Origin of the sequence: Alkalibacterium olivapovliticus, from assembly GCF_003003275.1 — a bacterium.
In the GTDB taxonomy this organism is placed as follows: domain Bacteria; phylum Bacillota; class Bacilli; order Lactobacillales; family Carnobacteriaceae_A; genus Alkalibacterium; species Alkalibacterium olivapovliticum.
Map to the genome: position 1 here is coordinate 113,340 of NZ_PVTO01000004.1, position 26,167 is coordinate 139,506.

At 40.8% G+C, this 26,167-nt stretch carries 24 protein-coding genes and 1 riboswitch; of the genes, 18 read left to right on the top strand and 6 right to left on the bottom strand.

The window, feature by feature from the left end; all coding sequences use genetic code 11:
• Positions 1-9: 9 nt before the first annotated feature.
• The 12 genes from lgt (at position 10) to CLV38_RS03420 (ending at position 12,706) form a co-directional block, all read left to right on the top strand.
• Positions 10-885, top strand: a complete 876-nt coding sequence (gene lgt, locus CLV38_RS03365) for a prolipoprotein diacylglyceryl transferase (RefSeq protein WP_106191499.1) — start codon at positions 10-12, stop codon at positions 883-885.
• Between the two features lie 22 nt (positions 886-907).
• Positions 908-1,909 carry an NAD(P)H-dependent glycerol-3-phosphate dehydrogenase gene (locus CLV38_RS03370; RefSeq protein ID WP_106191502.1) on the top strand — a complete coding sequence of 334 codons (1,002 nt, stop codon included), beginning with the start codon at positions 908-910 and terminating at the stop codon, positions 1,907-1,909.
• A 41-nt stretch (positions 1,910-1,950) separates the two neighbouring features.
• Positions 1,951-2,886: a UTP--glucose-1-phosphate uridylyltransferase GalU gene (gene galU / locus CLV38_RS03375; protein ID WP_106191504.1), complete on the top strand. Its 936-nt coding sequence runs from the start codon at positions 1,951-1,953 to the stop codon at positions 2,884-2,886.
• Between the two features lie 187 nt (positions 2,887-3,073).
• Complete coding sequence (gene trxB / locus CLV38_RS03380) at positions 3,074-4,027, top strand: thioredoxin-disulfide reductase (protein WP_106191506.1); 954 nt, start codon at positions 3,074-3,076, stop codon at positions 4,025-4,027.
• A 150-nt stretch (positions 4,028-4,177) separates the two neighbouring features.
• Positions 4,178-5,905 carry a phospho-sugar mutase gene (locus CLV38_RS03385; protein ID WP_106191601.1) on the top strand — a complete coding sequence of 576 codons (1,728 nt, stop codon included), beginning with the start codon at positions 4,178-4,180 and terminating at the stop codon, positions 5,903-5,905.
• Between the two features lie 25 nt (positions 5,906-5,930).
• Positions 5,931-6,125, top strand: coding sequence for a YgaP family membrane protein (locus tag CLV38_RS03390; RefSeq protein WP_106191509.1), 195 nt, complete (start codon positions 5,931-5,933; stop codon positions 6,123-6,125).
• A gap of 168 nt (positions 6,126-6,293) precedes the next feature.
• On the top strand, positions 6,294-7,181 hold the full coding sequence (rapZ, locus tag CLV38_RS03395) for an RNase adapter RapZ (protein WP_106191511.1): 888 nt from the start codon (positions 6,294-6,296) through the stop codon (positions 7,179-7,181).
• The gene (locus CLV38_RS03400) at positions 7,178-8,203 is read left to right on the top strand and encodes a gluconeogenesis factor YvcK family protein (protein WP_106191514.1); all 1,026 of its coding nucleotides are present in this window, start codon (positions 7,178-7,180) and stop codon (positions 8,201-8,203) included. The genes rapZ and CLV38_RS03400 overlap by 4 nt, the downstream gene beginning before the upstream one ends.
• Positions 8,204-8,240: 37 nt before the next feature.
• The gene (gene whiA / locus CLV38_RS03405; protein WP_106191516.1) at positions 8,241-9,179 is read left to right on the top strand and encodes a DNA-binding protein WhiA; all 939 of its coding nucleotides are present in this window, start codon (positions 8,241-8,243) and stop codon (positions 9,177-9,179) included.
• Positions 9,180-9,766: 587 nt separating this feature from the next.
• Positions 9,767-11,080 (top strand): electron transport complex subunit RsxC, encoded by a 1,314-nt coding sequence (gene rsxC / locus CLV38_RS03410; RefSeq protein WP_106191519.1) that lies wholly within the window; start codon positions 9,767-9,769, stop codon positions 11,078-11,080.
• Positions 11,081-11,082: 2 nt separating this feature from the next.
• A complete protein-coding gene (locus CLV38_RS03415) occupies positions 11,083-12,183 on the top strand; it encodes an RnfABCDGE type electron transport complex subunit D (RefSeq protein ID WP_106191522.1) in 1,101 nt (366 codons plus the stop codon).
• A 94-nt stretch (positions 12,184-12,277) separates the two neighbouring features.
• On the top strand, positions 12,278-12,706 hold the full coding sequence (locus CLV38_RS03420; protein ID WP_106191524.1) for an immunoglobulin-like domain-containing protein: 429 nt from the start codon (positions 12,278-12,280) through the stop codon (positions 12,704-12,706).
• Between the two features lie 42 nt (positions 12,707-12,748).
• On the opposite strand, the gene CLV38_RS03425 is transcribed toward CLV38_RS03420, so the two are convergent.
• Positions 12,749-13,462, bottom strand: a complete 714-nt coding sequence (locus CLV38_RS03425) for an MgtC/SapB family protein (protein ID WP_106191527.1) — start codon at positions 13,460-13,462, stop codon at positions 12,749-12,751.
• Positions 13,463-13,695: 233 nt separating this feature from the next.
• Between CLV38_RS03425 and rsxC (CLV38_RS03430) the strand changes: the two genes are divergently transcribed.
• On the top strand, positions 13,696-15,021 hold the full coding sequence (gene rsxC / locus CLV38_RS03430) for an electron transport complex subunit RsxC (RefSeq protein ID WP_106191529.1): 1,326 nt from the start codon (positions 13,696-13,698) through the stop codon (positions 15,019-15,021).
• Position 15,022: 1 nt separating this feature from the next.
• Positions 15,023-16,054, top strand: a complete 1,032-nt coding sequence (locus CLV38_RS03435; RefSeq protein ID WP_106191532.1) for an RnfABCDGE type electron transport complex subunit D — start codon at positions 15,023-15,025, stop codon at positions 16,052-16,054.
• A gap of 52 nt (positions 16,055-16,106) precedes the next feature.
• Here the strand turns inward: CLV38_RS03435 and CLV38_RS03440 are convergent, their stop codons facing one another.
• Together CLV38_RS03440 and CLV38_RS03445 are read right to left on the bottom strand one after the other, a co-directional pair.
• Positions 16,107-16,670, bottom strand: a complete 564-nt coding sequence (locus CLV38_RS03440; protein WP_106191534.1) for a chromate transporter — start codon at positions 16,668-16,670, stop codon at positions 16,107-16,109.
• The gene (locus CLV38_RS03445) at positions 16,667-17,245 is read right to left on the bottom strand and encodes a chromate transporter (RefSeq protein ID WP_106191537.1); all 579 of its coding nucleotides are present in this window, start codon (positions 17,243-17,245) and stop codon (positions 16,667-16,669) included. The genes CLV38_RS03440 and CLV38_RS03445 overlap by 4 nt, the downstream gene beginning before the upstream one ends.
• Before the next feature lie 168 nt (positions 17,246-17,413).
• Here CLV38_RS03445 and CLV38_RS03450 point away from each other — a divergent pair, with 168 nt between their 5' ends.
• The 4 genes from CLV38_RS03450 (at position 17,414) to CLV38_RS03465 (ending at position 23,081) form a co-directional block, all read left to right on the top strand.
• Positions 17,414-18,283, top strand: coding sequence for a glycosyltransferase family 8 protein (locus CLV38_RS03450; RefSeq protein ID WP_106191539.1), 870 nt, complete (start codon positions 17,414-17,416; stop codon positions 18,281-18,283).
• On the top strand, positions 18,284-19,645 hold the full coding sequence (gene gorA, locus CLV38_RS03455) for a glutathione-disulfide reductase (RefSeq protein ID WP_106191542.1): 1,362 nt from the start codon (positions 18,284-18,286) through the stop codon (positions 19,643-19,645).
• 135 nt (positions 19,646-19,780) lie between these two features.
• A riboswitch (purine riboswitch) is annotated at positions 19,781-19,878 on the top strand.
• A 141-nt stretch (positions 19,879-20,019) separates the two neighbouring features.
• Entirely contained in the window at positions 20,020-21,480 is a 1,461-nt protein-coding gene (locus CLV38_RS03460) for an NCS2 family permease (RefSeq protein ID WP_106191603.1), read from the top strand.
• Positions 21,481-21,893: 413 nt separating this feature from the next.
• A complete protein-coding gene (locus CLV38_RS03465) occupies positions 21,894-23,081 on the top strand; it encodes a DUF8173 domain-containing protein (RefSeq protein ID WP_106191545.1) in 1,188 nt (395 codons plus the stop codon).
• A gap of 116 nt (positions 23,082-23,197) precedes the next feature.
• Here CLV38_RS03465 and CLV38_RS03470 read toward each other — a convergent pair whose 3' ends face one another.
• The 3 genes from CLV38_RS03470 to CLV38_RS03480 are packed head-to-tail and all read right to left on the bottom strand — an operon-like array spanning position 23,198 to position 26,005.
• The gene (locus tag CLV38_RS03470; protein ID WP_106191548.1) at positions 23,198-24,418 is read right to left on the bottom strand and encodes an ABC transporter permease; all 1,221 of its coding nucleotides are present in this window, start codon (positions 24,416-24,418) and stop codon (positions 23,198-23,200) included.
• Positions 24,419-25,126, bottom strand: coding sequence for an ABC transporter ATP-binding protein (locus CLV38_RS03475; RefSeq protein ID WP_106191550.1), 708 nt, complete (start codon positions 25,124-25,126; stop codon positions 24,419-24,421).
• A 15-nt stretch (positions 25,127-25,141) separates the two neighbouring features.
• Complete coding sequence (locus CLV38_RS03480; RefSeq protein ID WP_106191552.1) at positions 25,142-26,005, bottom strand: efflux RND transporter periplasmic adaptor subunit; 864 nt, start codon at positions 26,003-26,005, stop codon at positions 25,142-25,144.
• Positions 26,006-26,167 lie beyond the last annotated feature (162 nt).

The following is a 26,167-nucleotide window of genomic DNA, read 5'->3' on the forward strand; positions in this document are numbered from 1 at the left end:
GGAACTTGAATGAACACTATTATTGGGAGTATTGATCCTGTTGCCTTTCGTCTTGGCCCTATTGAGCTGGCATGGTACGGATTAATTATTGTTTTTGGAATGTTTGTAGCCGTTTGGCTAAGTATGAAAGAAGCGGGAAAAAGAGGAATCGAAGAAGATTTCATCGTTGATCTGGCTTTTTGGATTTTACCAGCCGGAATTATCGGTGCCAGAATATATTATGTCCTATTTAAATTACCTACTTATCTTTCGAATCCTATCCGGATGTTTTATTTTTGGGAAGGTGGCCTTGCTATATACGGAGGACTGATATTAGGCTTCATAACTTTATACTGGTACAGTGAAAAACGTCGTGTTCCTGTTTGGCTGCTGGTTGACATACTGGCACCGCATGTAATGCTTGCGCAGGCTATAGGCAGATGGGGGAATTTCATCAATCAGGAGGCTCATGGAACAGAAGTGTCACGTCAGTTTCTTGAACGGCTGAGATTACCTGAATTTATTATCAATCAGATGAATATCAGGGATGTCTACTATCACCCGACATTTTTATATGAGTCGGTCTGGAACGTTATCGGGTTTACTATCTTGATGATCGTCAGAGCCAAGACGAAGCTGATGATTAGAGGAGAAGTCTTCTTAAGCTATCTGGCGTGGTATGGGTTCGGACGTTTCTTCATTGAAGGTATGCGAACGGACAGCTTGTATATTGGAGGCCTACGAGTATCACAACTCCTGTCACTCGCATTATTTATAGGCAGTATCGCATTGATGATTTACAGAAGAGTGTACGTGTATCCTAAACCTGAGTATTATACAGAGGGGACAGAACCGGAAAAAGTGTTTGAAGAAAAGAAACAAAAATATGAATCTAAAAAGAAATAAAGAGAGATAAGGAGAGAAAATAGTGGGACATAAAATTGCTGTATTAGGTGCCGGATCATGGGGAAGTGCGCTGGCCGGTGTTCTCTTTGAAAACGGTCATACTGTTTCTATTTGGACAAGAGATAATGATCAGAAAGAAGAAATCAATAATCAGCATACCAATAAAAAATATCTGCCACAGTTTTCTTTTCCTGAAGATATATTGGCTTCAACTGATCTTAAAGAGGCAGTGACGGGTGCGGAAGCTCTATTATTTGTCATCCCGACCAAAGGGATGAGAGCCGTCGCAAAACAAGTTAATGCACTAATCGATCATAAAGTAACGGTCATTCATGCTTCAAAAGGTCTGGAAGAGCACAGTCATAAAAGGATTTCTACTATATTGTCTGAAGAACTTGTTCCCTCCTGGTTAACAGGAATTGTAGCATTATCCGGTCCTAGTCACGCTGAAGAAGTTATCAAGAAAGATCTGACGACGATTACAGCTGCATCTGAAACGGCTGTTTCCGCTCAACTTACTCAGGAATTATTCATCAATGATTATTTTAGAGTATACACCAACAGTGACATTGTTGGTGTCGAAATTGGTGCTGCTTTAAAAAATATCATTGCTATCGGAGCCGGTGTCATTGCCGGTTTAGGATATGGTGATAACGCAAAAGCTGGATTAGTGACCAGGGGGCTGGCAGAAATCAGTCGTCTGGGCATCGAGCTGGGAGCAGACCCTTTAACCTTTATGGGCTTAAGTGGTGTAGGCGATCTGATCGTTACCTGTACAAGTCCTCATTCGAGGAACTGGAGAGCTGGCTATCAAATCGGTAAAGGAAAAGAAATCGACTCGATTCTAAGTGAGATGGGTATGGTCGTTGAGGGTATCTCGACTACGAGAGCTGCTTTTGAGCTTGCAGCCAGTCATGGAATAGAAATGCCTATTACTGAAGCCATCTACAATGTTGTATACAATGACTCAGATGTTGAATATGCTATACTGAATTTAATGCAACGAGAAGGAAAGTCAGAATGAGACAAACTGGAAATCGACTATTAATAAGGGAGTAGACAGTTATGCAAAAAGTTAGAAAAGCAATCATTCCTGCTGCGGGATATGGGACTCGGTTTTTACCGGCTACCAAAGCTATGCCTAAAGAGATGATTCCGATTGTAGATAAACCGACCATTCAGTTTATTGTGGAGGAAGCGATTGCGTCTGGCATAGAAGATATTCTGATTATCACAGGTAAACTAAAGCGTCCGATCGAAGACCACTTTGATTCCAACCCTGAACTGGAGGAAAACCTTCGCGCTAAAGGAAAGGCTGACCTCCTGGAACTGGTGGAAGAGACAACGGGATTGAACTTATACTTTGCAAGACAAGCCTATCCCCTGGGATTAGGGCATGCTGTCCTTCAGGCTAAAGCGTTCGTCGGAAACGAGCCTTTCGTGATCATGCTTGGAGATGACATTATGGCCGATGAAGTGCCATTGACAAAGCAGCTGATCGACAGCTATGAAAAAACACACGCTTCTAATATTGCGGTCATGAAAGTGCCGCATGAAGAGACGTCCAGTTATGGCATTATCGATCCGGAAGCAGAAGCAGGCGATGGGCTTTATAATGTCCGCAAATTCGTTGAGAAACCAGATCCAGACGATGCACCAAGTGATCTAGCAATCATTGGTCGTTACTTGTTGACTCCAGAAATATTTAATATATTAGAACACCTTGAGCCAGGAAAAGGTGGAGAAATTCAATTGACGGACGCCATCGATATCCTAAACAAAACTCAGCGTGTCTTTGCTAAAGAATTTAAAGGTGAACGATATGATGTCGGCGATAAATTCGGATTTTTGAAGACGACGATTCAATATGGTCTGAAACATCCTCAGGTGAAAGATGGATTGAGAGAGTACATTCTGGAACTTGCAAAAGATCTGGAAAGTGGAAAAGTTGATAATAAAATGAATGCAGAATCTCACGATTTAGAAGAAGCGAAAGACTAGTAGCACAAGACTCAGGAGGGCTCTTTTTACAGTGAACAGAATGAGGGACAGCTGTTTAATGTAAAAGGAGCTTTTGCTCTTGACTTATAGTATGAGTCTAGTATACTTATAGAGGTAGCAAGCGAGCTTACTAAAAGTAAGCGAGTATTCACGATAATCAATTTTCACCTTCAAGGAGGTTTACAAAATGGAAGAAACAAAAACAGTTTATGATGTCATTGTAATTGGTGCGGGTCCAGGCGGCTTGACTGCAGCATTATATGCCTCGCGTGCCAACCTATCAACTTTGATACTTGAAAAGGGCCTACCTGGTGGACAAATGAATAATACAGCAGAAATTGAGAATTACTCAGGATTCAACAGTATTATGGGACCAGATCTTTCTATGAAAATGTATGAAGGGGCCAAACAGTTTGGAGCCGAGCATGTTTACGGTGATGTAAAAGAAATCATCGACCATACGACAGAAAAAGAACTCGTTACAGGAAGTAAATCTTATTTTGCCAAATCGGTTATTATAGCTACCGGTTCTGAGTATAAAAAACTGGGTGTGACGGGTGAGGCCGAATATAATGGACGTGGTGTTTCTTACTGTGCGGTCTGTGATGGCGCATTCTTTAGAGATAAGCACGTTGTAGTAGTGGGCGGAGGAGATTCTGCTGTAGAAGAGGGTACGTATCTTACTCAGTTCGCCAGCAAAGTAACGATCGTGCACCGAAGAGATACCTTAAGAGCCCAAAAAATTCTTCAAGATAGAGCCTTTAATAATGATAAAGTTGATTTTATCTGGGACTCTGTTGTAGAAGAAATCGTTGGGGACGAAAAAGTAACAGGGGTATCCATCAAGAATGTAAAATCCGGAGAGGTCTCAGAACTGGATGCTGATGGTGTCTTTATCTACATCGGATTGCTTCCAAATTCTGATAGTTTCAGAACCCTTCCTATTACCAACGAAGAGGGCTGGATCGAAACGGATGTTCAAATGATGACAGCTGTTCCGGGTATCTTTGCAATAGGAGATGTTCGCGATACTGTGCTCCGTCAAGTTGCCACTGCAGTAGGAGACGGATCAGTCGCCGGGAATGCAGTTTACCACTTTGTTGAAGAATTAAAAGAAAGTCTGGAAAAGCAGCAGGCATAAATTAAATAGAGCAAAAGAGGTGGGAATTTATTCTCGCCTCTTTTTTATACCAACGTGTATACTTTCTTCATGCAAGATAAAGGTAAAAATGTTACAATGGAAGTAGAAAAGAAAGCGGATAATTTAATCTTGCAGAAAAGAGGGAATAGAATGGAATGGAAAGATAATTATAATACATGGCTAAATTTTGATCAGCTGGATAATGACCTGAAAAGTGATCTGGAACAGAATAAAGGGAATGAATCGTCATTGGAAGATGCGTTTTATACGTCTTTAGAGTTCGGGACCGCAGGTATGCGCGGAATCATAGGAGCAGGGACAAATAGAATGAACTATTATACTGTACGTCAGGCTACAGAAGGATTAGCTTTGTTCATTGAAAGTCAGGGAGACAAAGCAGCTGAGCGGGGAGTGGCGATTGCCTATGATTCACGTCATATGTCTAAAGAATTTGCTATTGAATCAGCAAAAACTTTAGCAGCCCACAATATCAGAGCCTATGTATTTGAAGATCTGCGTCCGACACCTGAGTTATCCTTTGCTGTAAGACATTTTAAAGCGGCAGCAGGGATCATGATCACCGCCAGCCACAATCCACCTGAATATAACGGATATAAAGTTTACGGAGAAGATGGGGGACAACTGCCTCCGAAAGAAGCAGACGATCTGACACGCTACGTTAGAAGCGTAACGGATATCTTATCAATCAACACAGTATCTGAACAGGAAGCAAAAGATAAAGGGCTGCTAAAAATAGTAGGGAGAGACGTTGACAGAGTCTACTTAGATTATTTGAGGACGGTCACGATTGATCAGGAGTTAGTGGATCGTCAGGGAAGAAACATAAAGATTGTCTTCACACCTCTTCATGGAACCGGAAAAATGATTGGCATGAAAGCACTCGAGCAGGCTGGATTCAAGAAAGTATCGTTAGTAGAAAGTCAGGCAGAAGCGGACCCTGACTTTTCTACAATCAAGTCACCTAATCCTGAAGATCCTAAAGCTTTCGAACTAGCTGTCGAACAAGGAATAAAGGAAGATGCAGATGTCCTGATTGCAACGGATCCAGACGCAGACAGACTGGGTATGGCGGTAAAAACAGCCAAGGGGCACTATGAAGTCCTGACTGGAAATCAGATAGCCAGCCTGATGGTCGAATATATGTTTAAAGCACACACGACCAATGGGACATTGCCGAGTAATAGTGTCTTGATCAAATCAATCGTTTCAAGTGAACTGCCAACTGCTATTGCCGATAAGTATGGTGTAGGTACACTTAATGTGCTGACTGGATTTAAATTCATCGCTGAAAAAATAAAAGAATTCGAAGCAACTAGAAGTCACACATTCATGTTCGGTTTTGAAGAAAGTTACGGCTATCTTGTTCAGCCGTTTGTGAGAGATAAAGATGCTATTCAGGCTCTTCTTATGGTCGCAGAAATGACCGCCTACTTCAAAGAAGAAGGATTCAGCTGTTTCGATGCACTGCATGAGCTTTACCACCAGTACGGTCATTACAAAGAAAAAACGATCTCCATCACAATGGAAGGGATGGAAGGAACTGAAAAAATCAACAACCTGATGAATACATTGAGAGAACAGGCTCCTTCTCACTTTGGAAATATCAAGGTTTGTAAAGTTGAGGACTTTAATGAACAGACAAGAAAAACTGTGCATGGGGATGAGTCAATTGATCTACCTAAAGCAAATGTTCTTAAATACACATTAGCAGATGGAAGCTGGATCGCAGCAAGACCGTCTGGAACAGAACCGAAAATCAAGTTTTATATGTCTGCTCAAGATGACTCTGGTGTTGTTGTCGTAGAGAAATTAGAGGCATTTGAAGCGGATATTCAAAAAATTATTGATAAAGGGTAATTAGACCTGATCAGGAGGTCATATAATGAAAATGAATGTCGGGAAAACAGACAGCACCATTCGGATTATATTGTCACTATTATTACTGCCTCTTTTGTTCACCAATAAGGGACCGTCCAGATGGATAGGGTTATTCTCTATCCCGTTGCTGGGGACAGCTTTAACGCGTAAATGCGGTGCCTATGCACTTATGGGGAAGAGCACTTGTGAAATAGAATAAGAGCACTACTGAAAATCCCGGCTGAGTATGTGATCAGTCGGGATTTTACATATGAAGATAATATGTCTCTTTCCGGGGAAGAGTATACATGACACGCCTGGAATGTTATAATAAGAAGACTTAAGCAGCAATAGTATCAACAGCCAGGTCATCTAAGGAGTGGAGATAATGAACGAGCATTTAGAATTAGTCATCATCACAGGTATGAGCGGCGCCGGTAAGACAGTTGCCATGCAGAGTTTCGAAGATATGGGTTATTACTGTATTGACAATATGCCTCCAAATCTCCTTCCGACATTCTGGAAATTAGTCAGAGAGTCCGGCCAGTTCAAAAAAATAGCACTGGTAATGGACTTGAGAATGAGAGACTTTTTTGAAGAAATCAATGCGGCTATCGAGACCATGGATAATACACCCATGATCACCACTCGAGTAGTTTTTCTTGATGCTTCAAATGAAGAGCTGGTTACACGCTATAAAGAAACCAGACGCGCCCATCCTTTAGCTAAAAACGAACGCACAATTGAAGGAATCAGAAAAGAACGTGAACTGTTAAAAGACATTAGATTAAAATCACAGATAGTGATCGATACAACTCAACTGACTCCGCGCCAGCTGAGAGAAAAGCTCATCGACGCATTTAAAGTTAAAGAGAAAGAAATGTTCAGAGTGGAAATCGTCTCTTTTGGCTTTAAGTATGGTCTTCCAATTGATGCAGATGTTATAATGGATGTCAGATTTTTACCTAATCCGCATTATATCCCGGAGCTTAAACCGCAAACGGGTCTGGACAAAGATGTCTATGATTATGTGATGCAACAGACAGAAACAGAACTGTTTTATAAAAAGTTTACAGATTTACTGGAATTTACGTTGCCGGGTTACAAAAAAGAGGGCAAAAGTAATCTGACAGTTGCAATAGGGTGTACAGGTGGCAAACACCGGTCAGTAGCATTAGTAGAAAGAATAGCCCGAAAAATAAAAGCAGATGGGTATCCAGTCAATATCTCTCACCGGGATAAGGATAAAACAAAGGAGTCAATTGTCAGGTCATGAATCAGTTAAACAAGAACAAAAGAAGACCGAAAATAGTCGTTATAGGCGGCGGAACAGGTTTGCCGGTCATTCTAAAAAGCTTAAAAGAAAAAGATTCTGATGTAACAGCAGTCGTTACTGTAGCAGATGACGGGGGAAGCAGCGGAGCTCTCAGAAAGAGCTTTAATGCTGTTCCGCCCGGTGACTTGCGCAACGTACTGATTGCTCTTTCAGAAATCCCGGAATTACAAAAAGAAATATTCCAATATAGATTCAAGTCACAGGACGAAGCGTTATCAGGACACACGATCGGGAATCTGATTATCCAGGCAACATCAGACATGAAAGGCAATATTTATGATGCTATTCAGCTGCTGGCAACTATGATGCATGTCAAAGGACATGTATACCCAGCTGCTGAAGAGCCTCTCGTTCTTCATGCAAGATATATGGATGGGACCACAGAATCAGGAGAATCCAGAATTCCTAAAAGTGGTAAAATGATTGATTATGTGGCGGTATCCTGTGCAGAAGGGCGTAAACCGGTCCATGCCAGCCGAAAAGTGATATCAGCCATCATGGATGCGGATATGGTCGTACTCGGTCCTGGAAGCTTATTTACGAGTATCCTGCCAAATCTGATGATACCAGATATTGGAGAAGCCTTAATGAATACAGAAGCCAACGTTGTGTACATCTCCAATATCATGACCCAGTTAGGAGAGACAGAGGGGCTGTCTGATGCAGACCACTTACGCGTGCTGCATAAGCATCTGGGTGGAAAATTTGTGGACATTGCGATTACGAATATCGGACTTGTTCCGGAAACATACATTGACGAAGAACCGAACGATGAATACTTACTGCAGGTCGAACATGATTTCAAAGGGCTGCAGGACGAAGTGCCTTTGATCATATCGGATAATTTTCTGGAGTTACTGCCACGCGGTGTGTACCATAATGGCGAAAAAGTAGCTGAAGAAATATTCAGAACGGCATTCAACAGCCAGAGAAAAGTTAAACAGTTTTTTGATAACCGTTGACTAAAGCAAAGATTACGGTCAGTAAGGAAGTGAGAATATGTCTTTTGCTTTTGAAGTAAAAAAAGAATTAACATTATTAGAAGTGCACCCTGAACATGCCAAAGCGGAATTAGCTGCACTGATTCGCATGAATGGCACATTAAGTATAGTAGATCATGATTTTCTGCTCAATGTTCAAACTGAGAATGCAGCGATAGCCCGGCGTATCTATACGCTAATCAAAGACAACTTTGATGTGGAATCTGAACTGCTAGTCAGAAAAAAGATGAAGCTGAAGAAGAATAATGTGTATATCGTCCGCTTGAAAAGTGGCAGTAAAGTGATCTTAAAAGAATTGGGGATAATGGACGGCATGTTATACAGCGGTCATATACCTGATGAAATCAAAACGAATAAGCAGAAAATAAAGTCATATCTGCGTGGTGCTTTCCTGGCTAGTGGATCAGTAAACAGTCCGGATACCAGTCGTTACCATCTGGAAATTCACTCCAGTTATGAGGAGCATAATGATGATATCTGCGAGATGATGCAGCTATTTGACTTGAATGCGAGAGTACACGAAAGACGAAATGGCTATATGGTTTACTTGAAAGAGTCTGAAAAGATAGCAGACTTTTTGTCCCTCATCGGCGCAACAGGGAGTATGTTTCGGTTTGAAGATGTCCGCATCGTACGAGATATGAGAAATTCCGTCAACAGACTGGTCAACTGCGAAAATGCCAATATGAATAAAACCATAGATGCAGCGAGCAGACAGATTGAAAACATCCAGTTGATAGCAAGCGAAAGAGGGCTCCATACATTACCGGATAAACTAAGGGAAATCGCGAAATTAAGAGTTGATCATCCGGATATTAGTTTGAAAGAACTTGGTGAACTAGTCCCGAATGGTGGCGTATCAAAATCTGGTGTCAATCATCGACTGAGAAAAATAAACTTGATTGCTGAAGAAATCAAGGAAATGAAAACCGTTTGAACAATCTATTATTTCTCTTTTTTATTGAGAAATAATAGATTGTTTTATATTTATGCTGCAGTTGGTGGCAATAGGTGCTTTTTTGTTTTGAATCGAACTATTTTAGCTGACATTATTTTCAGCACTTTGTGACAAAAAATAAAAATAGACAATTACCGTATTGTGTAAAGTTATTAGAAATAATGGTGAAAGGCCTTGTTACCTTCATTATCATTAAAAAGAGTAATTGAGAATGCTTACTCGTTATTTTACTTATTATTGAATAGTAACATGACAACAGTTTATAACAATTCTAATTAAAACACCATTGATTTTTAGAGGGTTGAATAGTTGGTTAATTTTTTCACAAAATTAAATGATTTATAGCTAAGAATTTAATTGAGAACGATTTTCATTTGTAATATTTAAGACTTCTTTTCAGCTGAAAAGCCTGATAAATGTTTACTTTTAAGAAGTATTTCGTTATTCTTAAAGTAGATGGTGTGACGAAAGTGCAGTATCTTTAATTGTGAAATTATTATTAAACATATTATTCGTTACATATTCAGGGTTGATTCAGTGTTATAAATGAGTAAGGAGGAAAGGGAATGCGTTTAAAAACAAAACAACAGGCAACGTTTCCAAAACATAACAAATCACGTACGCATCACAAACAGATAGAAAAAGCTCAAACACCTTCTATCATGGTTTATCCGATGTCTATGCATCTGGGGGCTCCGGCTAAACCGGTTGTGGCTGTAGGGGATCATGTTAAAGTAGGGACGTTATTAGGAGAAGCTCAAGGGTTTATTTCTGCGAATGTCTTATCATCCGTAAGTGGAGAAGTCATTTCGATTGAGGAAAGAAATATGGTTAATGGAGTATTACAGTGTGTCATAATTAAAAATGACGCGGAATATATCGAAGAACCGCCATTTCCTGAAGCAGGAGAGAATGTAGATCCGGCTTTAGTTCCCGAATTGATCAAACGTGCTGGGATCACCGGTATGGGAGGGGCTCAGTTCCCGACCAACGTTAAAATGGCTCCGCCAAAAGACAAAACAATCGATACGATTATTTTAAATGGGGCAGAATGTGAACCTTATTCTACCTCAGACTTAAGAACGATGATCGAATATGCCGATGAAATCATCAAAGGCGTTCGGGTTATTGACGAACTGTTTAATGTCAAGACTATTTATATTGGTATTGAAGATAATGCTAAAGAAGCTGGAGAAGCATTGGGTAAAGCAATTGAAGGGTATGACAAAGTTCAGATCAAGGTGCTGGAAGCTAAGTATCCTCAAGGATCTGAGAAACAGCTGATCGAGAACTGTACCGGACGTCAGGTTCCGGCAGGTGGACTGCCAGCTGATATTGGCTGTATCGTATCAAATGTTGGAACATTCCAGCAGATTTACCGTGCAGTTCGCCTTGGAAAACCAATGGTCGAACGAGTCACTACGATTTCCGGAACACCCATTGCTGATCCTAAAAACCTGCTTGTTCGTCTGGGAACACCAATCGATGATCTGATTGATCAGTGTGGTGGCTTCCAGGAGGTTCCAAGAAAAGTTATTCATGGCGGGCCAATGATGGGTAAAACCATTAAAGATGGAGCTATTCCGATTTCAAAAGGAACGACGCATATCACATTTATGACGGCTGATGAAGTGGATGCAGAAGAACGAATTGACTGTATTCGCTGCTCTGAATGTCTGAATGTTTGTCCTGTCAGCCTGCAGCCTATATTGATCAGCAATGCCTATGAACGTGGGGACATTGAAAAAGCTGAGCAGTTGGGTGCAATGGACTGTATCGAATGTGGGAACTGTTCATTTATCTGTCCATCAAAAATACCGTTACTAGATAATATTATTAAAGCTAAAACTGCAATTAAACAGAATGCAAGGGCGGTGTAATCATGACGACAGAAAAAAAGAAAACCACCTTAGCTGATTACGACTTAGTGCTGGATAATTCACCACATATTTTTGAAAAATGGTCTTCTCAGTGGATCATGCTTCAGGTCATCATTGCTATGATGTTCCCGCTGATTGCCGGAATCTATTTCTTTGGATTGCAGATCGTTTATCTGACCGTTATTGCTGTCATCACTTGTGTAGTCAGTGAATACCTATATGAAAAAATCGTACGTAAACGAGTAACAGTGACCGATTTGTCTGCAGTTGTAACAGGTATGCTGATCGGATTGAGTATGCCGAATGGAACACAGTGGTTCAGTGTTATCATAGTAAGTTTATTTGCTATCATTGTTTTAAAAATGATTCCTGGTGGAATAGGGAAAAACAGATTCAATCCTGCTGTTGGAGGACGTGTCATGTATCTGATGGCACCCTGGATCGTTAATACTTTTATTGCCGGTGAAGACTTGATTACGACTGCCAGTCAGGCAGAAGCCATAACCACTGCGACACCAGATGATTTGGTAGCAGCTGCAACACCCCTTTATTATATTGCCAGTGGTGCATCAGAAGTTCCTGAAGGTGCGCAGACACTAATGAATTTATTCCTGGGAAATCAGGGAGGATGGGGCGGTTCGCTTGGAGAAACAAGCGCGTTGGCATTACTGCTCGCTATGGCGTTCCTGATTGTTCGTCGAATTATCAATCCAAAAATTCCTGCTCTTTATATAGGAACAGTGGCATCAATCATGCTGGTTTATTCAGGGTTTGACTTCGAGTATATGATGTACCATATGTTCAGTGGCGCTTTACTGTTGGGAGCTACCTTTATGATCACTGACTATGCTTCTGGAGGATTGACCTCTGTTGGTCGAACGCTTTTCCCTATCGGAGCTGGAATATTAACGGCTGCATTCAGGATCGGCTACTTCTCACCCGAAGGAGTCGGGTTCTCGATCTTGATCATGAATGCTATCATTCCATTTATCGACAAACTGGTCATGCCTAAGATTTACGGACATAAAAAACGTCCGATGGTTGAAGCAGACTATAATTTAACCGAACCTCTTAAAAAAAGAGATGTTCTAACCGAAAAATAACAGTAAAACGATTGGCTATATTAGTCAATCGTTTTTTATTTGAGTGACTCAGTGTATACTATCCTTATATGACTAATGTACAGGGGGGGATAAAATGTTAAAATCGCTAGTTAAATTGAGTGCGATTGTATTTTTGGGCTTCATACTTGTGGCCTGTGGTGAGAATAGAGAACCGTCACCATTTGAAGAGGTGAATACGCTGGAGGGTGTCGAACTGCAACTGAATGAGTCTGTTTACGATAGAGAAAATGATACGTTCTTACTGACTGTCATCAATAATTCTGAACAGGAAGTGACTTACGGTGTCGCATTTACAGTAGAAAAACACGAAGATGACCAATGGGTAATGGTCGAACCGGAAGAAGAAATGGCATTTATTTTAATTGCCCATATCCTGCAGCCGGGCGAAGAATCAGAAGAGGAATTGTTTATGGAATATTATGAACCTTTTGAAGAAGGAGAGTACCGAGTTGTGAGACAATTGGAGGGAGAAGTCCTGACAGCAGAATTCTCAGTAGAATAAGGTGAGGGCACATAGAAGGAACAGCTTCTATGTGCCCTCTACTCAATTATCCAGCGTGGCTTTAATCGTTTTGATCTTAATAATATTTTCGAAGGCTCCAACTTGAGAAATAAACTGCATCATATTAAACTGGGATGGTAAATGAAGTGTATAAAGATCCTCACAGATAGAGGTGCCATCTTCCTGATACGTAATAGAGTGGTCCGCAGAGACGACTGTGATACTGTTATCTTTAAACACTTGCTCTAAATACTTTAAAGTCTGATCTCTATTTTTATAATGCACTTCAAGCTGCTTACTCCTTTCAATTTTGAATAGGCTTTTAACTAATCTGAGGACAATCAGCATGATAAGAGTACTGGCTATTGCCATATAGTAATAACCCATGCCTACAGCAATGCCCAAGCTCGCTACTGCCCATATAGATGCAGCAGTCGTTAAGCCTGTCACTGTTCGCCGACTCACAATGATAGTTCCAGCTCCAAGAAATCCTATTCCGTTGACAATCTGGGCAGTTAATCGAGTTATGTCTGAGGAGAGTATTGTTGAAAATTCCGGATTAGCCATAGCGAATTCAAGTACCCATTTACTCGCTTCGAGCTGTGTAATCGTTATTATAGCTGCCCCGAGACTGACTAATGTGTGGGTTCGAATTCCAGCATCTCTTCCTTTCAGTTCTCTTTCATACCCAATGATTCCACCGACAACAGCGGCCAGTATCAGTCTTAAAAAAATTTCCGTTTGAGTAAAATCCACTTAAATCCCTCCATAAAGCGTATTCACATCTCTATTATCATAAAATCACCAATTAATTACAAGAATGAATTTCTTCTCATTATAGGTATTTACTTTAAACTTTGTCCAGCATATTGTATACTAAAATTAAGACGACTGAACTTACTGTTTATTTTTCACAAATACATATTTATCACTGACATTGTGAAAAAATGAATTAAGAAAATCGATGAAATAGAGAGAGGATGAATCTGATGAGTTTTTCATTTATGGGCAAACATAACGGCTCCCATCCAGAAGAAAATAAATCAAGAACAAGTAAACTGCCGATAGTAGATGCATCAGTACCAAAAATCATGATTTTTCCTGTATCCATGCATATAGGAGCACCTGCAAAACCGATTGTAGAAGTTGGAGATCAGGTTAAAGTCGGACAAATTCTTGCCGAAGAAGGCGGGTTTGTCTCAGCACATGTTTATTCTTCAGTTTCTGGAGAAGTCATTGCTATTGAAAAGCGTGGCGTTATTGGTGGAGAAGCAGACAGTATCATTGTAAAAAATGATTACAAGTATTTAAAAGCAGACCCTATCGTTGAACCGGGACGGTCTCAGGATATGTCTAAAGACGAAATAATCAGTACAGTCCGAAAAGCAGGCATTGTTGGAATGGGTGGTGCAACATTCCCGACAGCGGTCAAATTGAGTCCACCGCCGGGCATGACGATCGATACGCTGATCATTAATGGAGCTGAATGTGAACCTTATTCTACCTCCGATCATCGGGTCATGGTTGAACACGCTGATGAAATCATCAGTGGAATCAATTTATCCAGAACCTTATTCCCTATGCTGAGACGCATCTATATCGGAATCGAAGACAACAAACCAGATGCCATTAAAGCACTGGAAGACGCTTCAGCTGATTTTGATGATATTTTTGTCAGACCGTTGAAGACCATGTATCCTCAAGGTTCTGAGAAAAATCTGATAAAAAATCTGGCTGGCCGAGAAGTTTCGCCTGGAGGCTTACCAGCTGAGGTACGTTGTGTGGTAGCGAACACGTCTACTATCCGTTCATGTTACCGTGCATGTGAGTTTGGCGAACCATTGATCGAACGAATTGTTTCAGTATCAGGAACTCCAATCAAAGAACCTAAAAATCTGAGAGTTAAAATTGGAACACCGATGGATTCACTTATTGAAGATTGTGGTGGATTTGCGGAAGTCCCTGGTAAAGTTCTAGGTGGCGGACCTATGATGGGTAAACCTGTATCAGATTTAGGTGTGCCGATCATTAAAGGAACTACAGCAATCACTGTATTAAATCCTGAAGAAGCAGAAATCGGAGACGAACAGGACTGTATCATGTGTTCTGAATGTATCAACGTCTGTCCGGTAAGTCTCCAGCCGATTCTTATAAGTGAAGCATTCGAAAGAGGAAATATCGACAAAGCAAAAGAACTTGGCGCTATGGACTGTATTGAGTGTGGAAACTGCTCATTTATCTGTCCTTCAAAAATTCCTCTTCTAGATAATATCAGATCAGCTAAAGCTGCCATTAAACAGAAGGAGGAGAAGTAAGATGGCTCAAGCAATTGATGTGAAGGGTAAGTTACGTGTGGGTCCTTCTCCACATGTCCGCAGTAAACGAACCTCAGCATGGGTAATGGATCAGGTGATGATCGCATTAGTTCCACCTACAATAGCCGCAACATTCTTCTTTGGATGGTGGGTCCTTGTTATGGTGGCTATCGGAATCACCACAGCAGTAGCTTCAGAATATCTTTATCAGAAACTAACGTATAAACCAATAAAAATCCATGATCACAGTGCAGCTGTTACAGGTATGCTGATTGCTTTAAGTTTGCCGGTTACAGCGCCTATATGGATGATTGTTTTCGGTGCTGTGTTCGCCATCGTTATTGTGAAACAATTCAATGGCGGAATCGGACGAAATTACTTTAACCCTGCAGTAGCAGCCCGTGTTGTCATAAAAGTACTCTTTACACCATGGCTTGCTAACTGGGTATTACCCGGTGGATTGTTCGGAAGTGGCTATAGAGGAGTCGAAGCTATTGCTTCTGCCACACCACTGGAATTTATTGGGAATGGTGCTCAAGTGGTACCTGAGCAGGTACCAGGAATATTCGATTTGTTTATGGGTTTCAACATTGGAGGAAACATAGGGGAAACATCTAAATTTGCTATTTTAATTGGGATGCTTTATCTGATTTTCAGAAGAGTCATTAACCCTAAAATTCCAATATTGTATATTTTCACTACCTTTTTAGTGATGACGTTATGGAGTAGTTTTGACTTCAACTTTGAATTGACGCATATTTTAACAGGAACATTGTTCTTTGGTGCTACTTATATGGCAACTGATTACAGTTCTGGTGCTTTGACCCCAGAAGGTAAAACGGTTTTTGCAATCGGATGCGGGCTGTTGACTGCATTCTTCAGGATTACGCTGGATCATCCAGGAGGAGTTGGGTATTCTATCCTTATCATGAATGCTCTCGCACCATATATTGATAGTAAACTGATGCCTCGTATTTATGGTCATAAAGCGAGACCGCAGACTAAATTCGATCGTCAAAGCGAAAACGTATAGGCTAATAGAAAAAACGCAGAACTCAATGAACTGAGTTCTGCGTTTTTTTGTTTTACAGTAAGCTGTAGACAATTCCGCCAGCTAAACCGGTGATCAAAATCACTTGTATAGGACTCGCTTTGTACTTTCTCATTAAGAATAAGCCGACTGCAAAGAAGACGACGGATATCCAGTTTATTTCAGCAATATCGACCGGCCATGAACTACGTCCAAACATTGCAGTCATAAAGATGGTGACGCCGGCTGATGCTATCAGAGCAACAACTGCAGGACGGAGACCTTGGATGATACCTTGAACGACTGTCAGATTCTGGTACTTGAAGTAAAAATAAGCCATTATTTGTACAATAATGACAGAGGGCAGAGTAACCCCAACTGTTGCTATGATTCCTCCAAATACACCCGCTATCTGATTGCCTGAAAAAGTTGCGGCATTAATAGCGATAGGACCAGGTGTCATTTCTGATAACGTTAAAATATCAATAAATTGCTGATTCGTAATCCATCCTTGAGCATGGATTAACTCTTGCTCTATCAAAGGCAGTGCGGCATATCCTCCACCAAAGCTGAACAAACCTATCTGAAAAAAACTAAGGAATAAGCTCAAAAAAATCATTTAATATCCCCCTCATCTTTTTTCATCTTTAAATTATAGAGGGTCATAGCTAAACCAATCAAAGCGGATACTAATAACAGCCATAATATATTCACCTGGAAAATGATCCCTGCAATTAAAGCCGCTATCATGACCAGTATGGGAATGATTTTTTTCTGTTTGATAATCCGCATTGCCATATTGTAAACGACATTTACGATTATCGCTGCCACTCCAGCCTGCATGCCAAGCAGAACGTTATTAACAATAGCATTATCTCTGACTGCCAGATAAACATAAGCCAAAACTGTCATGATTCCAAGTGGAGGCAGAATTGTACCCAGCACTGTAATCATAGCACCAGGGACACCAGCCATACGGTATCCAATCAATATAGACGTATTGACGGCAATCGGTCCAGGGGCAGATTGTCCAAGCGCTATAAGATTCAGCATTTCATCTTCATTTATCCAGCCCAGTTCATTAACAAATTTTTTCTCCATTAATGGAACAATGACGTATCCTCCACCAAAGGTGAACATACTGAGAAAAAAAGTTGAGCGAAAGAGAGTCAAATATAATTCTTTCTTTTCCATAAAATTCCTTCTTTCTTAAATCAGTCCTTTTATTATTATAGTAGAACTGAAGGAGGTTTAAAAGGAAAAGAAAATAGGTGATTTATGTGAGATTTAGTCTGAAAATGGGTATAATGGGGTAAAGGAACAACATATACCTAGTATATCGCTGAACTTGGGGGAATTAAGATGATTAATCTACTCTTTTCACTGAACGAACATTACGTTTATCCACTAAAAGTACTGATTCATTCTATCGTGAAGAAACATCCAGAAGAATCGTTTTGTATGTATCTACTGCATGCCGGTATTCCAGATGATACGACAGAAAATTTAAGACGCTTTATTGAGAAGGACGGGAACACTTTTGTGCCTATTTATAGTAAAAACTTCTTCAAACCATCGGATAAAGTAGCGATTACCAGATACTATGCTATTGAAATGTATTTGTGGATGTTTGCTCCTTATCTGCTTCCTGAAGATGTGGAAAGGGTACTGTATTTAGATCCGGATATCATATGTGTAAATAATTTAGTCCCATTTTATAACAGGGAGTTTAATGGACATGCCTTTGTGGCTACAAATTACAAGTATAAAACCAAGTGGGTTCAACCCTTCAATAATTTAAGGTTACGCAATTTTGAATCCGATGATTATTTTAATTCAGGTGTTGTCCTCATGAACCTAAATAAATTGAGAAAAATTGAAACAGCAGATCATATTGTGGAAGCGATTCGTGAGAATAAACCTTTTCTTATCTTGCCAGACCAGGATATATTTAATCTTGTATTTGTCAACGATATAGCAGAAGAGGATTGGCGTATTTACAATATGAATCCTAAAGTGTTTGAGAAACTGAAGATTCTTTTTCCTCAAAAATATAATTATGATAAAGTGGATGAGACTGTTGTGTTTATTCATTATTCTGGCAAACATAAACCATGGAATGAACGGGAGCGCTATAAATATGCCTTAGGCCGGTATTATTTTGATGTGGAGAAACTAGTTTACCCGGATCGTATAACAGTAGAAGTTAACAGGAAAGGAAGAAACAAATAAATGACGGATACAATAGATTATGATTACATTGTTATAGGCGGCGGAAGCGGCGGAATAGCATCTGCCAATAGAGCAGGTATGCGCGGTGCAAAAGTGGCACTTATTGAAGAACATCACTTAGGAGGAACGTGCGTCAATTTAGGCTGTGTTCCCAAGAAAGTCATGTGGTACGTGGCAGAGATGATGGAATCCATCAAGCACTATTCTGATGGGTATGGGATTGAATTGACTGACAAACCCACACTTGATTTTGAACGAATGGTCCAGCATAGAGATGACTATATTCAATTTTTACATGGCGCTTATAAAAAAGGTCTCGATACCAATAAAGTTGAGTTGATTAAGGGCAGAGCGACTTTTGTAGATGATTCGACTGTAAAGGTCAACGATCAGTTGCTCACAGCTAAGCACATTTTGATTGCTACTGGTGGTAAACCGAAACGCCTATCGATTCCCGGCGGCGATTTGGGACTCGTTTCTGATGACATATTTGATTTGAAAAACCTTCCCAAAAGTATGGCAGTCATTGGTGGAGGCTATATTGGAGTAGAAATGAGTGGGATTTTTCATGCATTAGGCGTTGAAACTCATCTTTTCGTAAGGAAGCCTCAGCCTCTATATAATTTTGATTCTATAATTTGTGAAGGATTCTTAGCTATTGCTGAAGCAGAGGGCAGGCATATTCAGACGAATAAGACGATCACTGAAGTGAAAAAGATGGGTGATGGACAATACGAATTAGTCTTTGAAGATGGCACTACACATAAGACCGAAATGGTACTTTGGGCTACTGGTCGGACGCCAAATACTGAAGGCTTGAATCTGGAATCTGCCGGTGTCAATATCTATCCAGGAGGGTATATTGAAGTAGACAAGTATCAGAATACAACCGGAGACAACATATATGCGGTAGGAGATGTGACTGGGCGAATCGAGCTTACCCCAGTTGCCATTGCTGCAGGAAGACATCTTTCAGAGCGTTTATTCAATGACAAAGAGAATGCACATCTGGATTACAGTAATATACCAACTGTCATTTTTACTCATCCGCCTATCGGGACGATCGGTATGACAGAAGAAGAAGCCAATGATCTCTATCCTAATAAAAAGGTTAAGATATATAAAACCTCATTTACGTCTATGCACAGTTCAATTACTGACAATAGACAAAAAGCGTATATGAAACTGGTTTGTGTTGGAGAAAGTGAAAAAGTAGTTGGACTTCATGGGATCGGAAAAGGAATGGATGAAATGCTTCAGGGGTTTGCTGTTGCGATACAAATGGGTGCGACTAAAAAAGACTTCGACAGAACGGTTGCTATTCACCCGACAGCCGCTGAGGAATTCGTCACAATGAAATAGGGAACTAGCATCTTTTTGAACTGATTTAGCCTGTCCAGGAAGGATATGAGTTCAAACACGAACAATAGACTCTGACATCCAATTAGTTTTTCGTTTTTTGTTGCATTTCAGGTGTTTTTATATTATTATAAAGACAACTTAATAAGAGAGTTATCTAATATATTTTAGCGATATGGGCTAAAGTCTCTACTGATCCCCTTAAAGGGTCAACTATTAGATCAACCAATAACGTGCGATGTAAAGCAATGACTAAAAGGCGGTATGCCGTCTTTTTTTTTATTGCACTGGCTTTTCCCTTATCCGTTATTAGATAACCCTCAATTGATCACTCCATGCGAATGGAGAAAATTGGAAGAGAGAGGGTTTTATCTTTGTTGGAAAAGTTTTTTCAGTTAAAAGAGAATAACACAACAATTGGCACGGAGGTTACGGCTGGATTGACAACATTTTTTGCAATGTCTTATATTATTTTCGTCAATCCGCAAATATTATCATTAACTGGAATGCCAACACAGGCAGTATTTTTAGCGACTGTTTTTTCTACAGCAATCGGCACACTTATTTTGGCCTTATACGCTAACGTTCCATATGCACAAGCACCAGGAATGGGATTAAATGCCTTTTTCACGTATACAGTTGTTTTTGCATTAGGTTTCAGCTGGCAAGAAGCACTATTTATGGTATTCCTGACAGGGATAGTTGGGATACTGATTACAGTAACGTCAATTAGAAAGAAAATCATACATGCGATACCTGAATCACTTCAGCACGCTATTGGCGGCGGGATAGGCGTATTTATCGCTTATATTGGATTGAAAAATGCACAGCTGCTGGAATTCACTTCTGAAGGGCAAGATATTATTGCCGTAAATAATGAACCGTACACTGCCGGAACGGAAATTACTGGATCAATCAATACAGTAGTCACTGGTGGCGGAATTATTCCTGATATGGGAAGCTTGACGAACCCATATGCTATTCTTGCTATTATCGGACTGATCACGATGATCGTTCTGATGGTTGCAAAAGTAAAAGGCGCTATTCTGATTGGGATCGTTTTGACTACGATCATTGGTATTCCCATGGGCGTCACTGATTTATCTGGATTTACTAATCCTGCCAACTCATTTACTTCAGCATTTGGGGAATTAGGTGTGACCTTTGGAGCGGCGTTTGGGTCGCAGGGGCTTGGCTCTCTGTTATCAGATCCCTCACGTTATGCGTTAATCCTGATTACCGTGTTTGCATTTACCTTAACTGATATTTTTGACACAATCGGAACCTTTATTGGAACGGGCCGAAAGTCAGGCATCTTTAGTCTTGAAGATGAAAAAGCAATGGACACAGGACGTGGATTGAATACTAAGATGGAGAAATCCTTACTGGCAGATACCTTAGCTACTACGATCGGAGCTGTTATAGGGACATCTCCAGTCACTACCTTCGTCGAGAGTGCTGCTGGAATCGGCGCTGGTGGACGGACCGGTTTAACCAGTTTAACAACAGCTGCCATGTTCCTGTTGACTGCCTTCTTTGCACCGGTCATGTCGATCGTACCTGGAGCTGCTACAGCACCTGCACTGATTGTTGTGGGTATATTAATGATGTCAGCATTTTCAGAGATAGACTGGAACAATCTGGAAGAAGCCGTACCGGCATTCTTTGCTTCCATTTTCATGGGATTCTCTTACAGCATATCTTACGGGATTGCAGCAGGATTCCTGTTTTATATCATTACTAAATTAGTTAAAGGGAAAGCATCAGTCGTACACCCAGTACTATGGGCAACGACGGCATTGTTTATCTTGAACTTTGTGATGATGGGCTTACTTTAACCTAACGTTAACGACATTACACCATCCTCTTTGAAGTAGAGTAATTTGACTTTACTTAATAAGAGGATGGTTTTTTCTATGGAAAAACAGGGTCAGTCGTAATAAGTAAAAAAATCTAGATGAAAACGGGAATCTCATGAATAGGGATAATCCTCATTTTTAATAAATGTTTAATTGAAGGAATTGACGTCCACCTCATGCGGGTAGTTTCACTACCTGCATAAAGAATGTCGTGGTAGAATGAGGATGTAAAAATCATAACAGTCACTAATTAAGGTATTTATACTAACGGTTTTAGTCCACTTATCAGAGTATCCATCAACCCACAGTTGAATTAATTGAAGGACAGTCACTCATTATTTGCGTAACAGATGACATGCTATAGGGTCACCATCTTTCAGGAGGGGTCACTGATGAAACTAGATAAAAAACAGAGCAAGTTCAGGTTTTTCATACTACTATTAGTGGGTTTAGGACTGCTTATCACGGCAGGAAGTGTAGCAGCAGGCATGCATATGAGAGACAGGGAAAACAGGCATACATTAGAAGAAGGAGCGACATTGGATGGACCGGGATTTTTCAGTGGAGATCTGATACAAATCGATGGGACAGTTGATGGCACAACATTTGCAGCTGGAGAAGAGATTAGAGTAAATGGGGATATCAACGGCTCGCTATTCGCAGCTGGACAACGGATCATTATAACAGGAGTTGTGAACGGGAATATATATGGTGCTGGAGAGGTTATAGAACTGAGTGGACAGAGTGAAGGGGAAGTATTTCTAGCAGGTGAAACAGTGACGATTGATGAGGGTGCTGAAATCGGAAGGGATGCGTTCGCAGCTGGGCTCTATGTGAATGTAAATGGGCCGGTTCCTCGTCATTTGTACACAGCAGGTGAAAGAGTCACTGTCAACAGTCTGATTGGTGGAAATGCTGCTGTTACAGCTGAGCGTGTGATTCTAACTGATTCGGCAGAGGTCGATGGGGATTTAGATTATGATAGTCCTAATGAAGCAGATACGTCACTAGGAGCGACAGTAGCCGGTCAGACAAACTGGACTCAGACAGAGGGCTGGAATAGGCGTACTCTTTCACAGCAGACTAGATGGATCCTGACATTTTTCTGGGTGCTGTGGAGTATCTTGAGTACACTCGTCGTCTGGTTCGTTATAAGATTGATCAGCAAAGAATTCTGGGTGAATACAGTATGGCCAATAGCTGATCAGCCGCTTAAAACAGTCGGAACAGGTTTGCTGGGGCTGATTGCGACCCCGTTTGTCGCAGGACTTTTATTGTTGACGGTTATCGGTATACCAATGGGGCTCATTCTCTTTACGCTATATGGGCTGGCTCTCTATTTTGCAACTATTATTGTTGCGTTGTTTATTGGAGTGCTGCTGTTCAGGTTAGCAGGCCGAACGGAAGGAAATAATGAGTTTCTTGTTTTACTGATAGGAGTCCTGATTCTTGAGATTCTTAAAATCATCCCCGTTGTCAATCTAATAGTCTGGCTTGTAGTTGCTGTTATAGGTTTTGGAGCATTGATTATTTCACGTCGGGAAAATAATAAACCGGCAGACAGATTTGCTGATTATTAAAATATAAGAGAGCTTTTAAAACAGCAAAAGAGCGATTAGTAGCCAAACTGGAGAATATCCAGTTGATTACTAATCGCTCTTTTTACTTCTGAGTCAGCTGATCGTAAACATCAGACTTATTCATATCTTAATGCATCAATAGGATTAAGCTTAGCTGCTTTACGAGCAGGGTATATTCCAAAGAAAACACCAACAGCTGTAGAGAAGAGCAGAACTAAGGCTACACTTCCTAGTGTTATGATTGGCGCTATATCCAAAGCACCTGCAATAATGTTAGATAGGATAATACCGAGTGTCAGACCAATCATCCCACCGATAACGCTTAAGATGATAGATTCCATCAGGAACTGGATCAATATCGTATGAGTCGTTGCACCTAATGCTTTTCGCGTTCCGATTTCTCTAGTCCTCTCAGTGACAGACACCAGCATGATATTCATAACCCCTATACCGCCGACAAGCAATGCAATGGCTGCTACCGCTGCAATGAAGTTGATGAATAAGCTTAAGACATTGTTCACCTGATCTAAAGCTTGAAGGAAGTTAGTCGCACTATATACATTGTCTCCAACTGCATTATTTCTCAGTTCCAGAAGACGGACGACTTGGTTGGAAACGGGCTCTATCTGTTCCGTGGTTTCCACTTCGATGGCGACCGAATCCATGCCAGTCAGTTGTGGTACCTGATTGCTTATTGTTGAGTGAGGCATGGCAATGAAAAGGGGGATCTGATCCGTATCAAATGCACCTTCCATATCGCCAAACGATCCTTCGACTACTCCGACAATACGCAGATTCAACTGGCTTTGAGCAACAGTAACGCGAAGGGTTTCTCCGACTACATCAATTCTGTCAAATAAAGCTTCTGCTCCATCTGTATCTATCACAACAACATCCTGTGCTTCATCGAAATCGACCTGGTTGAAGTATCGGCCTTCTACCAAAGTTGAGCTCATGGCCTGACTTAAAAACTGAAGATCAGGCGTCCCGTAGGAAATAACAGACTGCCTCGCTTCTTCATCAGTTGAAATGGTGCCTGACATGGTTTCGTTCGGAGAGACATACCTTATTTCATCGATCGACTCTTTCAATACATTCAAGTCATCATTGGTGATCAAATCTCCAGATTGATCCGGATCGTTCGCACTTAAACTGATTGTTGTTGCACCTATGTCACTGAAAGTCGTTGTGATTTCGTCAGCGGCGCCATTTCCGACAGCTAAAATCGCAATGACCGAAGCAATCCCTATGATAATACCCAGCATGGTCAGAAATGACCGCATTTTATTGGCAAAGATACTATCTAGAGCCATTTTAAAATTTTCTTTTATAAACATCTATTCAACCTCCCGTTTAGGCAGTTCTTTAGGAGTCAATTGTTTATCTTTTTGAATGACACCGTCTCTAAAGTGGACGATACGTTTTGTATAAGCTGCCATTTCCGGTTCATGAGTCACCATAACGATAGTGGTGCCTTCTTTATTCAAGTCCTGAAAAATGCGCATAATATCCTGCGTGGTTTTTGAATCCAGATTTCCTGTCGGTTCATCTGCCATTAAAACAGAGGGTCTGTTGACGATTGCGCGTGCTATAGCGACACGCTGCTTTTGACCACCGGAAATTTCGTTGGTCTTATGCGTCAGACGGTCACCCAATCCGACTTTTTCAAGGGCATCGACTGCACGTTCTCGACGTTCCTTGTAAGGGACCTTGCCATAAACCAGAGGAAGCATGACATTTTCAAGTACATTCATACGGGTCATGAGGTTAAAAGACTGAAATACAAATCCGATTTCTTTATTTCGTATCCCAGCCAGTTCAGAGTCAGAAAGACCTGACACATCTGTCCCATTTAAAAGGTACTGACCACTGTCGAATCGGTCGAGCAAGCCCAGTATATTCATTAAAGTAGACTTGCCCGATCCACTTGGACCCATGATCGAGGTAAATTCTCCTTCTTGAATAGTAAGCGATACTTTGTTCAATGCGCGAACTGTTTCGCCGCCCATTTGATAAATTTTCTCTATATCTGTGACTTCAATCACGAGAATACCTCCTTATTAGTCTTCAAGTTCTACTTCTACTCCGTCTTCAAGCTCTTCGCCAGGGGACAACACAATAAGGTCGCCTTCACTCAGGCCGTCTGTTACTTCGATTCGGGCATCAGATTGAATGCCTGTTTCGATCATCACTTGAAAAACTTCGTTATTTGAAACCGTGTAGACGTAAGGATTATTGTCTGAATCATAGTTCAACGCTTCAATTGGAATAACTAAAGCCTCTTCAACAGAGTCAACGATAATGTCAGCATCAATTTCAAATCCGGCAATCAAGCCGTCTGTTTCAGAGTCAAATGTAATGGTCGCTCCCAGACTGGTTGAAGAGCCTAATTGCGTCTGTTCCTGAGTCGCTACTGGGTCTATTGATGTTACCGTGCCTTCATATAAATTATCAGCGTATGTCAGTTCGACTTCCTGATCAACCTCGATCACACTAGCATCTGATCTTGACAACTGAAGGCCGACTTGCAAATCGTTTAAGTTGGAGACGACAATCGACGCTTGCCCCTGTTGAGCATTCATATCGGGTTCTTCTTCAGCTACATTCACTTCAGTCACTGTTCCATCAAAGTTAGCTGTGAAAGTTGTTCCATCAACATAGGTAACCAGTGTATCGCCTTCCTCTACCTCATCGCCTACGGAAACAGTCAATTCAGTAACGACACCTTGTCCGGCAATTTCCTGAGTTTCTGAGGGTTCAATAATACCATTTGCTACGATTACTTCTGTAATAGAGCCTTGTTCAACCTCGGAAGTGCGTACGGTTATCGTCTGGTCTTCCTGGGATGACTGGTAAATGCTGTATCCTACAAATCCTACGAATAAAAGGAATACGACTAATCCTATCCATTTTTTTCCTCGCATTAAAAATCTTCCCTTCTATTTTTGAATCTATTTACTCATAATTTCAATTATACAGGTAGAAAAACGGCTTAGCCATGAATTCAGGTTAAAATCACGAAATCTTCAACCTTTAACTGGTTAATATCTTACAACTATAAGAGGTCAATTTAGTCTGCTTCACAT